10 protein-coding genes and 2 tRNA genes are annotated in these 15,008 nt (G+C 33.5%); 8 read left to right on the top strand and 4 right to left on the bottom strand.

Features of this window, described 5'->3' with window-relative positions; genetic code table 11:
• Positions 1-40 precede the first annotated feature (40 nt).
• Entirely contained in the window at positions 41-748 is a 708-nt protein-coding gene (pepE, locus tag PQ462_RS03870; RefSeq protein ID WP_274252419.1) for a dipeptidase PepE, read from the top strand.
• 111 nt (positions 749-859) lie between these two features.
• Here pepE and PQ462_RS03865 read toward each other — a convergent pair.
• Positions 860-932 (bottom strand) — tRNA-Gly (locus PQ462_RS03865).
• Between the two features lie 96 nt (positions 933-1,028).
• A tRNA-Gly gene (locus tag PQ462_RS03860) sits at positions 1,029-1,101 on the bottom strand.
• Between the two features lie 415 nt (positions 1,102-1,516).
• Here PQ462_RS03860 and PQ462_RS03855 point away from each other — a divergent pair.
• The gene (locus PQ462_RS03855; RefSeq protein WP_012023843.1) at positions 1,517-3,097 is read left to right on the top strand and encodes a L,D-transpeptidase family protein; all 1,581 of its coding nucleotides are present in this window, start codon (positions 1,517-1,519) and stop codon (positions 3,095-3,097) included.
• Here PQ462_RS03855 and PQ462_RS03850 read toward each other — a convergent pair.
• Positions 3,086-3,811 (bottom strand): murein L,D-transpeptidase catalytic domain family protein, encoded by a 726-nt coding sequence (locus PQ462_RS03850; RefSeq protein ID WP_012023842.1) that lies wholly within the window; start codon positions 3,809-3,811, stop codon positions 3,086-3,088. The two genes, PQ462_RS03855 and PQ462_RS03850, sit on opposite strands and share 12 nt — an antisense overlap.
• 302 nt (positions 3,812-4,113) lie before the next feature.
• Here PQ462_RS03850 and PQ462_RS03845 point away from each other — a divergent pair, with 302 nt between their 5' ends.
• A complete protein-coding gene (locus PQ462_RS03845) occupies positions 4,114-6,540 on the top strand; it encodes a DUF5916 domain-containing protein (RefSeq protein ID WP_274252418.1) in 2,427 nt (808 codons plus the stop codon).
• A 141-nt stretch (positions 6,541-6,681) separates the two neighbouring features.
• Positions 6,682-8,199: a 2,3-bisphosphoglycerate-independent phosphoglycerate mutase gene (gpmI, locus tag PQ462_RS03840; RefSeq protein WP_274252417.1), complete on the top strand. Its 1,518-nt coding sequence runs from the start codon at positions 6,682-6,684 to the stop codon at positions 8,197-8,199.
• A gap of 163 nt (positions 8,200-8,362) precedes the next feature.
• Here gpmI and PQ462_RS03835 read toward each other — a convergent pair whose 3' ends face one another.
• Positions 8,363-9,616: a DUF445 domain-containing protein gene (locus PQ462_RS03835; RefSeq protein WP_012023839.1), complete on the bottom strand. Its 1,254-nt coding sequence runs from the start codon at positions 9,614-9,616 to the stop codon at positions 8,363-8,365.
• Between the two features lie 200 nt (positions 9,617-9,816).
• On the opposite strand from PQ462_RS03835, the gene map reads away from it, so the two are divergent.
• From map to PQ462_RS03815, 4 genes are all read left to right on the top strand, one after another.
• Positions 9,817-10,635 (top strand): type I methionyl aminopeptidase, encoded by an 819-nt coding sequence (map, locus tag PQ462_RS03830; protein ID WP_274252416.1) that lies wholly within the window; start codon positions 9,817-9,819, stop codon positions 10,633-10,635.
• A gap of 69 nt (positions 10,636-10,704) precedes the next feature.
• Positions 10,705-11,109 carry a GxxExxY protein gene (locus PQ462_RS03825; RefSeq protein ID WP_274252415.1) on the top strand — a complete coding sequence of 135 codons (405 nt, stop codon included), beginning with the start codon at positions 10,705-10,707 and terminating at the stop codon, positions 11,107-11,109.
• A gap of 40 nt (positions 11,110-11,149) precedes the next feature.
• Positions 11,150-11,923: a class I SAM-dependent methyltransferase gene (locus tag PQ462_RS03820; protein ID WP_274252414.1), complete on the top strand. Its 774-nt coding sequence runs from the start codon at positions 11,150-11,152 to the stop codon at positions 11,921-11,923.
• Positions 11,924-12,044: 121 nt separating this feature from the next.
• Complete coding sequence (locus PQ462_RS03815) at positions 12,045-14,945, top strand: DEAD/DEAH box helicase (protein ID WP_274252413.1); 2,901 nt, start codon at positions 12,045-12,047, stop codon at positions 14,943-14,945.
• Positions 14,946-15,008: the final 63 nt, after the last annotated feature.

The raw sequence follows: 15,008 nt of genomic DNA, 5'->3' as shown, positions 1-15,008 counted from the left end.
TTTTAATATCTTTAGCAGATAGAATTTGAGTTTTAGATTTATGAAAAGCATCATCATCGCCAGCACATCAACATTGCACGGCGGCAATTATTTAGAGTATTTATTACCTGCATTGCAATCTCATTTTAAGAATTGCAACACCATTTTATTTATTCCGTACGCACGTCCAAGCGGTATTTCGCATGACGAATACACAAAAAAAGCAGCACAGGCTTTTGCTTCAATAAACATTAAAGTACAGGGAATTCATGAATTTGAAAATCCGGAAGAAGCCATACAAAATGCCGAAGGCGTATTTACAGGCGGAGGAAACACTTTTTTACTTGTAACACAATTATACAAAAACAAAATCATGCAGCTTCTTGCTGAGAAAGTAAAAAACGGAACTCCATATTTGGGAACAAGTGCCGGAAGCAACATTTGCGGTTTATCAATGCAGACAACCAATGATATGCCTATAATTTATCCGCCAAGTTTTCAAACCCTGGGATTGATTCCGTTTAACCTAAACCCGCATTATTTAGATCCTGACGCAAATTCGCAGCACATGGGAGAAACGCGCGAAACAAGAATTAAGGAATTTCATGCATTTAACGCAATTCCGGTTTTAGGATTAAGAGAAGGAAGCTGGTTAGAAGTTAAAGGAAATAAAATAACCCTGAAAGGTGCTTTGAAAGCGAGACTTTTTAAACAAAATGAAGCACCGCAAGAATTAGAAACCGAAAGCGATTTGAGCAGTTTAAAGTAATTTATATATTACCATTAAGATATTAAGCCTATTAAGTGTTGAACTTTATTTTCTAAATATCTTAATGGTAAAAAACAAAAAAGCCTCAAACAATGTTTGAGGCTTTTGAAGAGCGAAAGACGAGGCTCGAACTCGCGACAACCAGCTTGGAAGGCTGGAGCTCTACCAACTGAGCTACTTTCGCATTAACCGGGTGCAAATTTAAAAAATTTAATCTTTTAAAAAAAATAAAAATCAAAAATTTTATTTTCACAAAACAAAACTTAAAGTTTGTTTTTAGAGCGAAAGACGAGGCTCGAACTCGCGACAACCAGCTTGGAAGGCTGGAGCTCTACCAACTGAGCTACTTTCGCATTGGTTGTGCAAATATAGAAAGAAAGTTAAGTTCAAAACAAGCTTTTTTTGAAAAAAAATTAAATAAAAACAACATTTATTTATAACACATTTAAAATTAAAAAGTTATAAAATCAATTATTTTTAAAAAATCATGAATATAATTCGGTAAATCCCATTAAATGAAACTTATCATACACACCAGCTATTGCTGAGAAAAACAAATTTATCGAATGCTTAAGATGATCTTGAGACTGCAGCTTATGTAATATTTACCTAATGATAAAAAATTAATAGGAATTATTTCGTTATTCAAACAAAGCAACCTTATATTTGCCGAAAAAAATCAGGTTCAGATTTTAATCATGACGATTTTAGATAATCATCATAAAAGGGTTTTGAAGAAGCATTATTGAATGTTTAAAAAATTATAGAATGAGAAAACTTTATTTTCTTTTAGCAGTTTGTATTTTTATTAGTTGTAAAAAAGAAGAACCTAAAATTGTTCCTATTGTAAAAAAAGCTCCGGCAATTATACTTACTGATGAAAGAACAGTAGAAGTTGATACCGCTCTTTTAAGCACTTTTAAAAGTGAAACACTGAAACAATTTTATACTGCATCTGAAAACAAAACTGTTTGGGGAAATCTAAAAAAAAGAACTTATGTTTTGTCTCAGCTTGAAAAATCAGAGGAATTAGGTTTAGACCCGGAAGATTATAAAGCCGCACAGCTGAAGAAATTCGAAAACAGAATCGGTAAATTAAACGATTCTGAACTGGCAACTTACGATATACTTCTAACCTATAATTTCGAAAAATACCTTAATCATTTATATAAAGGAAAACTCGATCCTAAAAAATTATATACCGATTGGGATTTGGATGAAAAAACATTTGACGTGAATAATGTTCTTATCAAGGCATTCAATAAAAACAAATTAGACAGTATTGTAGATAATATTCAGCCAAAATCTGAGACTTATAAGCAATTACTGCAATCACTTCAAATTATTAATTCTTTTCCGGATGAAGATATTCAAGCCATCGAGAATGTCAAAAAAATCACTTTAAAGGATACTAATAATGCTTTAATCAACATTAAAAAGAAACTTTTATTCTGGAAAGACATGTCTGGAAAAGACAGTTTGACTGACAAATACGATGAAAAGACTTTTGAAGCAGTTAAAAAATTCCAGGCCAGACACGGCCTTGCCGATGACGGAGTTATTGGTATTGGTACTATTAGTGCTTTAAATTATTCGAAAGAAAGAAGAAAACAGCAGATTATTGCCAATTTAGAACGCTGGAGATGGTATCCAACTGAATTAGCAGAAAATTATTTCATCATTAATATTCCAGATTACAGCCTGCACGTAGTCGAAAATCAAGACACAACATTAGTTAGAAATATTGTAGTAGGAACCAGTTCAAGAAAAACACCTATTATTACTTCTGTTTTAAAAACTGTTGTATTTAATCCAACATGGACAGTTCCTCCAACTATTTTAAAAGAAGATGTTGTACCAGCCATGAAACGAAACAGAAACTATCTGGCAAAGAAAAATATCACTATTTATGATACTTCAGGAAAAGTAGTTGAACCTTCTGCATGGAACGAAAACAAACCTAATAACTACAGATACGTTCAAAGTCCGGGTTATAACAACTCTTTAGGATTAATGAAAATCTTATTCCCAAATCATCACAGTGTTTATTTGCACGACACCAATCACAGGAACTATTTTGTACGAAACAATCGTTCTTTAAGCTCAGGCTGTGTTCGTGTAGAAAATCCGCTGGAATTAGCAGAGCATATTTTAAATGATTCAATACGATTTTCTAAAGTCAAAATCGATACTATAATCGCGTCTAAAAAAACAATGAGTTTTAAAATCACAAAAAAATACGCTTTGTATCAGTGGTATTGGACAGCTTGGAGCAAAAAAAATCAGCTCATTTTCAGAGCTGATATTTATAATTTAGATTCAGATTTGTATTCGAAATTAAGACATTAATCTTTCTTCCATTGTAAAGCTTCTTGACGGATGATAGATATACAAACATGATTTGTCTTTTATTGTTTCTATTATTTCATCTGTTAATTCAACCGGAACCGCAGGACAACCCTGGCTTCGGCCTAATCTTTTATGATCTCTGATGAAAGATTCAGAAACATAATCAGCGCCATGCATTACAACGCCTCTTTCGCGGGCATTATCGTTTACACCTCTTTCAAGACCGTCTAAACGTAATGAAGCTCCGTGTTTTCCCTGATAGATTTCACCAGTTGCATAAAAGCCTAAACTGCTTTTAAAAGAAGAATTTAAATTTGAAAATGCTGTAGCAAATTCTTCTCCGGTGTTTCTTCCATGAGCCACTAAAGAATTAAACAAAATAGTATTAGTAGTCATATCAATTACCCAAAGTCGTTTGGTATTTGATGACAAACTAAAATCAACCAATGTTAAAATGTTTTTTTGAATAATTCCTCTTTCTTTCAAAAGATAAAATCCTTTCAATGCTTCAGAAAAAGATTTTAATTCCGGAAGCTTAAAATTGTTAGAATTTAAAGAGTAATAAATGTTTTCAATTTTCGCATCAACAGTAAGCTTTTTTTCAACTTTAGCAATACTTCTTGTCGTTGCAGTTTTTAATTCGGAGGTGTTTTTTGAATCTTTACCAAAAGACAATAACAAAAACACAAGCAGCGGATAAATTTTGTAAATCATTGAATTTCTTTAGGTTAATAATAAAAATTTGGGTAAGGCAAAATTATAAAAAAATCACCCCTTGCAAAATACAACCCTGTAAATCAGGCACTTTTTGCTTAAATTTTAACATTATTAACATAAAAATGATGTTTCTGTAAGATTATTTCCTATGCTAAAAATCATAACATTTGGACCGATTTTCTTAAAAAAAGCAAAAGAAAATGGAAATTTTGAAACAAAATCTGTAACAAGTAAAAGAAAATGAAGTCTATTTGTTCTATATTAAAGTACTTAAAACCCAATATTTTCTCTAAAATTCGATGAAAAAGCTTATTTATCTTAGTTTGTTTTTATCTGTTTTTTTTTGTTACAGCCAGAAAAAAGCACTACAGGCGAAATCTATTTCGCAAAACATTTCTATTGATGGAAAGCTGGATGAAAATGCGTGGGAAAATGCTGCGATTGCTTCAGATTTTATCACACTTGAACCAGATAACGGAAAACCAGTTCCTGAAGGCAAAAAAACGGAAGTCAAAATCTTATATGATAATGATGCCATATATATTGGCGCAAAAATGTTTGATGACGAACCGGATAAAATATTAAAAGAGATTTCCCAGCGAGACAATTTTGGAACAGCAGATCTTTTTGGTGTTTTTATTAATGGCTTTAACGACGGACAGCAGGATTTTATGTTTTATGTTTCGGCAGCAGATGTTCAGGGAGACTGTATCATGACAGATGCAGCCGGCGAAGATTACTCCTGGGATGCTGTCTGGATAAGCAAAGCCGTTGTTAATGAAAACGGATGGACAGTTGAAATAAAAATTCCGTATTCGGCATTACGATTTTCGCAGGAAAACAAACAAATCTGGGGAATTAATTTTTTCCGCGAAATAAAACGAACGCGATACAAATACACCTGGAATTTTGTTGATAGAAAAATAGGCACTTTTACGCAGCAGGCCGGAACTCTGGAAGGAATCGAAAACATAAAACCTCCTACCCGTTTGTTTCTTATGCCTTATGCTTCTTATTATTTAAATGCCGGAGAAGGTCAAAAAACGTATGGAACCGTAAAAGGCGGAATGGATATTAAATACGGAATTAACGACGCTTTTACTGTTGATGCTATTTTAATTCCTGATTTCGGGCAGACAAAATACGACGATCAGATTTTGAATTTAGGTCCGTTTGAACAGCAGTTTAACGAAAACAGAGCCTTTTTTACCGAAGGAACAGATTTGTTTAATAAAGGTAAAATGTTTTATTCCCGAAGAATTGGCGGAAGACCTTCTGAACCAGATCTAAATGATAATGAAAAAATTATCGAACAGGTTCAAAACGTAAATTTAATTAATGCCTTAAAACTTTCAGGAAGAACTAAAAACGGTTTAGGGGTTGGAATTTTAAACGCTGTTACCGAGAAAACTTTTGCTACCATACAAGATACTATTACCGGCGATACCAGACGTGTAGTCGTAGAACCGCTTACCAATTATAATGTTTTGGTTCTGGATCAGCGTTTTCGCAAAAACTCATCCGTTACTTTTATAAATACAAATGTTACCAGAAACGGACATTTTAGAGATGCCAATGTAACAGGTTTAGTTTGGGATTTAAATACAAAAGCCAATACCTACAATTTATCAGGTAATGTAAAATACAGCACCATAAATGCCGAAGAAGACAAAAGAGGAATGTATGCCACGCTTGGTTTTGCTGAAACAGCCGGAAAATACCGTTACAGTTTTGGATCTGATTTTGTAACCAAAGATTTTAACCCAAATGATTTGGGAATTAATTTCTACACTAATTATTATAATTTTTTCAATAACGTTAATTACAGAATCTTAAACCCAACTAAACTTTTTAACAGCTTCAGGATTAACCTTAATAACTATATTGAATTCAATAAGGATTCAGGAAAAACACAAGATGCCAGTATTAATGCCAATGTGAATTTAACAACGGTAAAAAACAATTATTACGGAATGGGAATCACGGTTTATCCTGTAGAAATATGTGATTATTATGAGCCAAGAACTGACGGCCGATATGTAACTATTCCAAGAAAAATAGATGCGTGGGCAAGTGTGTCTACAAATTACAATCATAAATTTGCAATAGATATAAATCCATCTATATCAGTTGTCGATGAACCCGGAAGAGCCGCATTTGGAGTTGATATTGGTCCAAGATACCGTTTTAATGATAAACTTCTGCTGACTTATACTTTTAGTTTTCTTAAAAGAAATAATAACAAAGGATATATTGACAGTTATGACGATGATGAAAACGAAGAGACGCCGGAAACAATTGTTTTTGCTAATCGTGATGTCATTACTTATGCCAACACTTTATCAGGAAAATATGCCATTAACAGTACGATGACGTTTAATCTGGCTGTTCGTCAATATTGGTCATCAGCAGAAAACAAAAATATACTTAAACTGGACCAGGACGGGACTTTAGATCCTTATTCTCAATATACAGAAAACAAAAATTCAAATTTTTATTCCTGGAATGCTGATTTATCGTACTCATGGTGGTTTGCTCCCGGAAGCCAGCTTTCGGTTTTATATCGCAATAATGCTTCTAATTTTGAACGTGTTATTTATAAAGACTTCAAACGCAGTGTAACCAATCTGTTAAACAATGATGCTCTAAAACATGTTTTTTCAATCAGCGTAAAATATTTTATAGACTATAGTGCTGTCAAAAATAAGATCAGAAAAAGAGCTTAGCGTGAATAAATTTTAAAAAATAAAGAGTTCTATAATTAAATTAGTATTTTTTGTTACACTTCATTTTATTAAACATAAATGTCATAAAGCTTTCTCTCCAAATTTTAGAAATGCCTTATCTTTGTAGAAAACAAAAATGTAATGAACAAAAAAGTTATCCTTATGATTTTAGATGGTTGGGGAAAATCTCCTGACCCTAAAGTATCTGCAATAGACAATGCAAATGTTCCATTTATAAATAGCCTTTACAAAAATTACCCAAGCGCACAGCTTCGCACCGATGGTTTAAACGTTGGTTTACCAGAAGGACAAATGGGAAACAGCGAGGTTGGACACATGAACCTTGGTGCCGGAAGAATTGTATATCAGGATTTAGCAAAAATTAATTTAGCAGTAGCCCACAAAACACTTGCTAAAGAACAAGTGTTAATCGATGCTTTTACTTATGCTAAAGAAAACAATAAAAAAGTACACTTTTTAGGATTAGTTTCTGATGGAGGTGTTCACTCTCATACTTCTCACTTACGCGGCTTAATCGACGCATCTCAAGAGTATGGTTTAGATCAGGTTTATGTTCATGCTTTTACAGACGGACGTGATGTTGACCCGAAATCCGGAGCAAAATACATTCACGATTTAGATGAATATATTAAAGATACTCCTGTAAAAATTGCTTCTATCATTGGCCGTTACTATGCAATGGACCGTGATAAACGATGGGAACGTGTAAAACTGGCTTACGATTTAGTCGTTAACGGAGTTGGAATTCCATCTACTAATGCTGTGGCAAGTGTTCTTGATAGTTATGCACATGATGTAACTGACGAATTCATTGAGCCGGTTGTCATTGTTAATGAAGAACAAAAACCATTAGCAACTATTGTAGAAGGTGACGTTGTAATCTTCTTTAACTTTAGAACTGACAGAGGCCGTGAGCTTACTGAAGCACTTTCTCAGCAGGATTTTCACGAGCAGAACATGCACAAATTAAACTTGTATTATGTAACGCTTACCAACTACGACGAAACGTACCAAAACGTAAAAGTAGTTTACAATAAAGACAACATCACAGAAACTCTTGGTGAAGTTTTAGAAAAAGCGGGTAAAAAACAAATCCGTATTGCTGAAACAGAGAAATATCCTCACGTAACTTTCTTCTTCTCTGGCGGTAGAGAAACTCCTTTTGAAGGCGAATCTAGAATTTTGAGAAACTCTCCAAAAGTAGCAACTTACGATTTACAGCCGGAAATGAGCGCTTACGAATTAGCTGATGCTCTTGTTCCTGAATTGAACAAAGGTGAAGTGGATTTCGTTTGTTTAAACTTTGCAAACGGAGATATGGTAGGCCATACCGGAATTATGGAAGCTGCAATTAAAGCTTGTGAGGCAGTTGATGCCTGCGCGAAAAAAGTAATCGAAGCTGCTCTTGCAAATGATTACACAACAATTGTTATTGCTGACCACGGAAACTGCGAAACCATGATTAATCCTGACGGAAGCCCAAATACGGCACACACAACAAACCCAGTGCCGATTATTTTAGTTGACAAACAATTAAAAAATATTCAGGATGGTGTTCTTGGTGACATCGCTCCTACTATTTTAGAATTAATGGGAGTACAGCAGCCAAATGCAATGACTTGTCATTCGTTATTATAGAAAGCTGATTTTCAACATAAAAAAGGGACTAATTTTAAAATTAGTCCCTTTTTGTTTTTGCGTATTTTTTTGTCAGCCTGAGCGAAGTCGAAGGCACATAACACTTAAAGTTCAAAAAGGCTTCGACTTCGCTCAGCCTGACATTTGTGTCTATTGTTCAATATCAAACAACAAAATAATGATAAAGCTGTTCAACACCATAAATAATAAGCCCAATAACTCCACCAACCAAAGTTCCGTTTATTCTAATGTATTGAAGATCTTTTCCAATTTCCAGTTCAAGTTTCTCTGAAACCTCTTTTCCGTCCCAGCTTTTTACGGTCGAAGAAATCAGATCTCCAATTACTTTTTTATTATTTAAAAGAACCGAAAGCAGATCATCTTTGATAAAATTATTGATTTTATCAATCATAATAGAATCTTCTTTAATGCCATTCCCAAAAGTCTGAATTAAATTCGAAATACTATTTTTAATAGACGAGTCATCGCCTTTATTTAAATCATTAGTTATCGAAAGTTTTATTTCATCCCAAATTCCGTTGATGTAATCCTGAACTTCTTTTTTGCCTACGAAACCTAAAATCATATCATTGATTTTAACTCTCATTTCTTCAGAATTTCTCACTTTTTCTAAAAAATCAAAAATATACTCGTCAATTTTTAAACGAACTGCACTTTCCGGTTTTTTAGCCTCATTTAAAAAATCCTGTAAACCATTAAAAACGCCTTCTGTAATGCTTTTATCAGCAAGTCCAAAACTTAAAAGCGGGGTTGATGCTTTTACTTTTTGCCTTATCAAATCCTTATTATTAGTCAATTCGCTGCTCATTACTTCCAGAAGGTTTGTCAGCATTTGATTCTTTAAATCTCCCTTTTGCAAAGGCTCTAAAGCAACCGCAACCCAGTTTCCAAAATTTATTCCTTCTAATTTTTCTTTAAATTGAACCTGAATAAACCTTTTAATATCTTCATCCTTAATTGTTTTTAAAATTCCCGGAATAATATTTACTGCCACAACATTGGCAATTTTATCTGCATTTTCTTCCTGCGAAAGCCAATCTGATGCTTTTGTGGCAAAGTTAAATTCATCCAGCTTGATTTCCAGTTTTTCGCGGTTTAGAAATTCTTCCGAAACAAAATTCCCAAGGTTTTCTCCAATTTCATTTTTCTTGGTTGGAATAATAGCCGTATGCCAAATCGGAATCCCAAGCGGATGGCGAAACAAAGCCACAACAGCAAACCAATCGGCAATTCCACCTACCATAGCAGCTTCGCTGAAAGCCTGCAGCATTGGAATTTTAAAATAAATAGCGATTATAAAAAGAAGCACCGCAAAACCTAAAAGTGCCAAAGCGTTTCGCTGCATTCTGCGCAGTGCTTTTACTTTTGATATATCCTGATCTATTGTAGTTTTCATGATTGTACACGTTTTTACTACTAATTTAGGGCTTTTTTCCGGGATATTAAATTAAAAAAGTCTGCCGCGAATTTCACGAATTAGTACAAATTACAATTTAACGCACTTCAATTAGTGTGAATTCGTCAAATTCGTGACAAAAAAATTACTTAAAAAATGAGATAAAAATTGTACTTTTGCCAACTGAAAATCTGAAAAATATGATCATCCAAAAAACCAGAGAAGAAATCGAATTAATGCGCGAAAGTGCTTTAATCGTATCTAAAACATTAGGAATGATTGCTTCTGAAATTAAAGAAGGAGTTACTACATTATATCTAGATAAATTAGCCGAAGAATTCATTCGTGATCACGGTGCAGTTCCCAGCTTTTTAGGATTGTACGGTTTCCCAAATTCACTTTGTATGAGCCCAAACTCTCAGGTTGTACACGGAATCCCGAATAATACGCCTTTACAAAGCGGAGATGTAATTTCTGTAGACTGCGGTGCATTCAAAAATGGATATCACGGAGATCATGCTTATAGTTTTGAAATTGGAGAAGTTGCTCCTGAAGTTAAAAAACTTTTACAGGTAACTAAAGAATCTCTATACGTTGGAATTAGAGAATTTAAAGCTGGAAACCGCGTTGAAGATGTTGGAAATGCGATTCAAAAATATACTGAAGCACACGGTTACGGAGTAGTTCGTGAATTAGTTGGTCACGGTGTTGGTCAAAAAATGCATGAAGAACCAGAAATGCCAAACTACGGAAAACGCGGACGCGGAAAACTTTTCGTTGAAGGAATGGTCGTTGCAATCGAACCAATGATTAATCTTGGAACAAGAAACATCAAACAACATAAAGACGGCTGGACGATTACAACTGCAGACGGAAAAGCAAGCGCGCATTTTGAGCATGATGTGGCATTAATAAATGGTAAACCAGAGTTATTATCAACTTTTCAATACATCTACAAAGCTTTAGGAATCGAAAGCAATGAAGAAGACGAATTCAGACAAGTTCCATTAGTACTGTAGCTATTCCACAGAGATTCACTAAGATATACGCCAAGATTCACAAAAAAATATTTTATACGCCTTTTAAAAATGCATTCTCAAAAATTAGTATCTCAAGATGAACTAGATGCTATATCATATAAGATTATTGGTTTAGCAATTGAAGTTCACAGACAATTAGGTCCGGGTTTACTGGAATCTGCTTATCAGGAATGTTTACATTATGAGATTGTAAATTCTGGTTTACTTGTTGAAAGACAAAAAGCATTACCAATTGTATATAAAGATGTAAAATTAGATCACGGATATCGAATTGATCTGCTGATTGAAAATAAAATTGTCATCGAGTTAAAAACAGTTGAATCTTTTACCGATGTACATTTTGCACAAATACTAACATATCTGAAACTCGGAAATTATCCATTAGGATTGCTCATTAATTTTGATTCAAAAATATTAAAAAACAACATAAAAAGATTTATAAACACTTTGTGAAACTCTGTGTCTCCTTTGTGTAACTCTGCGAAACAGTCCTATGAAAAAACTTTTTAAATTAGTTTTAAATACTATCCCGCGTCCATTATTAATTCGTTTGAGTTATGTGGCGCGCCCAATTTTAGCTTTCTCATTAAGGGGAGATAAATTTACAGATCCTATCGATGGCAGAAGCTTTAAATCGTTTTTACCTTACGGATACGGAAAACAGCGTAATAATGTGCTTTCGCCAAGTACACTTTCTTTAGAAAGACACCGTTTGCTTTGGTTGTATTTAAACGATCAGACTGATTTTTTTACAGCACCAAAAAAAGTACTTCATTTCGCACCGGAACAAGCTTTTTATAAAAGATTCCGCAAGCAGAAAAATCTTGATTACACTACAACAGATTTACTTTCGCCTTTGGCCGATGTAAAAGCTGACATCTGTAACCTGCCTTTTAAAGACAACGAATATGATGTGATTTTATGTAATCACGTTTTAGAACATATTCCTGATGATACAAAAGCAATGCAGGAATTATATCGTGTTTTAAAACCTGGCGGAATGGCTATTCTTCAAATTCCACAGGATTTAAACCGTGAAGTTACTTTTGCAGATGATTCAATTACAGATCAAAAAGAGCGTGCTAAAATCTTCGGACAGTACGATCACGTTCGTGTTTATGGACGCGATTATTTCGACAAATTAAGAAGTATTGGATTTATTGTAATTGAAGAAGATTACACTAACAAAATCACACCAGAATTGGTAGAAAAGTACTGTTTAGCAAAAGGAGAAATTATTCCGCTTTGCTTTAAACAGGAAAACTAATTTTCATTATATAAGTGATATAAGTTCATTTAAAAAGAGTTTTCAAAATAGTAATAATTTGAAAACTCTTTCTTTTTTCAGCCCAATCCCGAAAACTATAAGCCAACCAAATCTTTTAACCTTGGAACCTACAAAACCATTTCAATTTTGCTTTGACATCAGTTTAGAAAAAAATCTCAATACTTATATTCCAACCGCCTACATTGTCGAGAATACAGAAGAAATCAAATATCTGGACAAAAAAGCAAGTCCCGGCGTAATGCAGAGTTTCGGGATTGTTTTTGACAATTTAGATTCAAATACAAAAAAAATACTAATGGCCTGTGATTCTTTGAAACCTGAATTTATCTTCAAAAAATTCAGCGCCAAAATCAAATCGGCTAAAACCATTGCTGATCTGAAAAAAGATTCTAAAATTGAATTTGCAATCCGCCAGCATTTAAAATTCCATTTAAGCTCATTTTACGATTTAATTGTAAAAGAGCAATTTCCTTTGTCTCTAAATCTTGGACCAGAAAAAGATTTTTATCGTTCAAAAGTAAGTGTCGAACCGGTTTATTTTGAACCGCAGATTCAGTTTGACAAACATGCAGAAGGCATCACTTATACCCTTTCGCTAAAAGAAAATGAAAAAGCTTTTCTGCCAATGGAAAGCAATGCAGATATTCTTTTAGACGAACCGGGCTGGTTAATTATCAATAAAAAATTAGGACAGCTTAAAGAACTGAACGCTAAAAAACTAATGCCTTTTTTAAAGAAAAAATCAATTGAAATTCCATCAAAATTAGTAGATGATTATTTCAAAAGTTTTATTCCGGAAATTGCAAAGAAAATTGACATTGATGCCAATGGTTTTGAAATCGAACTTCGCGACAAATTGGTTTCCTGCACGATTCAGCCCGTTTATGATTTCTTTAAAAACTGTTATTACCTCAACCTATATTTTGATTATAACGGTTATTCATTTGATGCAGGTAAAACAAAAAAAACACATTCGTTTGTAGATTTCAGTGTTGCCAATGAACCTAAAATTATTCAGTTTAAACGAAATGCAGACGAAAATATATATGTTGACAAATTAACCGAAATTGGCTTAGTAAAAATCAAAAATGAACTATTCGGCCTAAATTCTGAAGCTGAAACTTCTGATCCTTATATCAATATCCAATTGATTATTGATAATAAAGAAAAACTGGAAAGTTTAGGTTTTGATATTCAGAATTTAAAACTGGAAAGCAAAGAAATCATTACAGAAAACCATACTATTTCGGCTTCAAAAGACACAAATGGAGATTGGTTTGATATTAAAATAATTATTACGGTTGGATCGTATAAAATCAATTTCAGCGAAATTATTCCGAATATAAAAAGCAAGGAAAGGCTTTTTCCTCTGCCAGACGGAAACTACTTTTTAATTCCGCTGGAATGGTTCAGCAAATACGGTTCGCTGGCAAAACTGGCTAAAATAGAAAGCGGTACTTTGCTTTTACGTAAAAGCAATTTTACAGCTCTGGATGCCATTCCCGAAATCAAAGATGATGTAACCTATAAAGCTGAATATATCGCTTCTGATTTATTAAAAGCTACTTTAAGACCGTATCAAATTGACGGTGTAAAATGGCTTTTAGGACATTTTAATTCCAATTTAGGCGCGTGTCTGGCTGATGATATGGGACTTGGAAAAACATTACAGACATTGGCTGTTTTAGTTGCCGTTCAGGAACAACTGGGATTCACGAAGAAAACAACCAATTTTGATTTGTTTGCAAACGAAACCACCATCGAAAGAGAACCGCTTAAAGCTTTGATTGTTTTGCCTTCCTCATTGGTTTTTAACTGGTTTAACGAAGCGGGTAAATTCACACCGCATTTTTCGAGAATGCAGTATGTAGGCAACGACAGAAAACAATTAGCAAGCAGACTGGCAGCTACTGATTTAATTTTTACAAGTTACAGCATTGTTCATCGTGATATTTCGGTTTTAGAAAAATACGATTTCCGTTATTTAATTCTGGATGAAAGCCAATACATTAAAAATAAAAACTCGAAGATTTTTAAAGCTATAAATAAAATAAGTACGGAGCATAAAATTGCATTGAGCGGTACGCCAATCGAAAATTCGCTTGACGATTTATGGTCCCAGATGCAGTTTATAAATCCGGATATTTTGGGCAGTTATAATTTTTTTGTTGATAATTTTAAAAACCCAATTGAGAAAAAACAAAATGAAGACGTTTTATCTGAATTGAAAAATCTTGTTCAGCCTTATATTTTAAGACGAACCAAAGAACAGGTTTTAAAGGATTTACCAGAATTATCAGAGCAGATTTACTATTGCGACATGGATCCTGATCAGGAAAAATTATACGAACAGGAAAAATCAAAAGCTCGAAATTTCCTTTTAAAAACCGATGGTTCAGGTCCTGATAAAATCAGTATTATTAACACACTGATGAAGTTACGACAATTGAGTAACCACCCAAAAATGGTAGATCAGGAATCTGAAATTGATTCAGGAAAATATATTGCGGTTACCAATTATCTGAAAAATTTAGTAAAAGCAAAACAAAAAGTAATTATTTTCAGTTCGTTTGTTACCAACCTGAATTTTTATACTGATTGGTGTAAGGAAAATAAAATAACATATTGTGAAATTACAGGCGAAACTCCGGCCGCCAAAAGAGAACAGCAGGTAAAACTGTTTCAGGAAAAAGAAGAACCTTTATTGTTTTTTATTTCGCTGAAAGCGGGAGGCGTTGGTTTAAATATTACAAAAGCCTCTTATGTTTTATTTCTAGATCCGTGGTGGAATCCTTTTGCTGAAAAACAAGGAGTTGGAAGAGCACACCGAATTGGTCAGTTGAATAAAGTAAACGTTGTTCGTTTTATTTCTAAAAATACTGTAGAAGAAAAAATCATCAAACTGCAGGAAAACAAAAAGCTTTTATCTGATTCACTTTTAGAAGAAAGTTATATCAATGATGAGATCGAAGCTAATTTAGAATACATTTTGAATTCTTAATAAATTGTCAATGTAACAACTGGCATCTTAATACGTTTAATAAAATTCTTATATTTACAATCT

It is taken from the genome of Flavobacterium sp. KACC 22758 (genome assembly GCF_028736135.1).
Classification (GTDB): Bacteria; Bacteroidota; Bacteroidia; order Flavobacteriales; family Flavobacteriaceae; genus Flavobacterium; species Flavobacterium johnsoniae.
This window is presented reverse-complemented; position numbering and strand designations above follow the sequence as displayed.

Excerpts from the sequence above, each read along its gene's own strand:
- pepE (WP_274252419.1), top strand. The coding sequence starts at position 41 with ATGAAAAGCATCATCATCGCCAGCACATCAACATTGCACGGCGGCAAT.
- PQ462_RS03855 (WP_012023843.1), top strand. The coding sequence starts at position 1,517 with ATGAGAAAACTTTATTTTCTTTTAGCAGTTTGTATTTTTATTAGTTGT.
- PQ462_RS03850 (WP_012023842.1), bottom strand. The coding sequence starts at position 3,811 with ATGATTTACAAAATTTATCCGCTGCTTGTGTTTTTGTTATTGTCTTTT.
- PQ462_RS03845 (WP_274252418.1), top strand. The coding sequence starts at position 4,114 with ATGAAAAAGCTTATTTATCTTAGTTTGTTTTTATCTGTTTTTTTTTGT.
- gpmI (WP_274252417.1), top strand. The coding sequence starts at position 6,682 with ATGAACAAAAAAGTTATCCTTATGATTTTAGATGGTTGGGGAAAATCT.
- PQ462_RS03835 (WP_012023839.1), bottom strand. The coding sequence starts at position 9,616 with ATGAAAACTACAATAGATCAGGATATATCAAAAGTAAAAGCACTGCGC.
- map (WP_274252416.1), top strand. The coding sequence starts at position 9,817 with ATGATCATCCAAAAAACCAGAGAAGAAATCGAATTAATGCGCGAAAGT.
- PQ462_RS03825 (WP_274252415.1), top strand. The coding sequence starts at position 10,705 with ATGCATTCTCAAAAATTAGTATCTCAAGATGAACTAGATGCTATATCA.
- PQ462_RS03820 (WP_274252414.1), top strand. The coding sequence starts at position 11,150 with ATGAAAAAACTTTTTAAATTAGTTTTAAATACTATCCCGCGTCCATTA.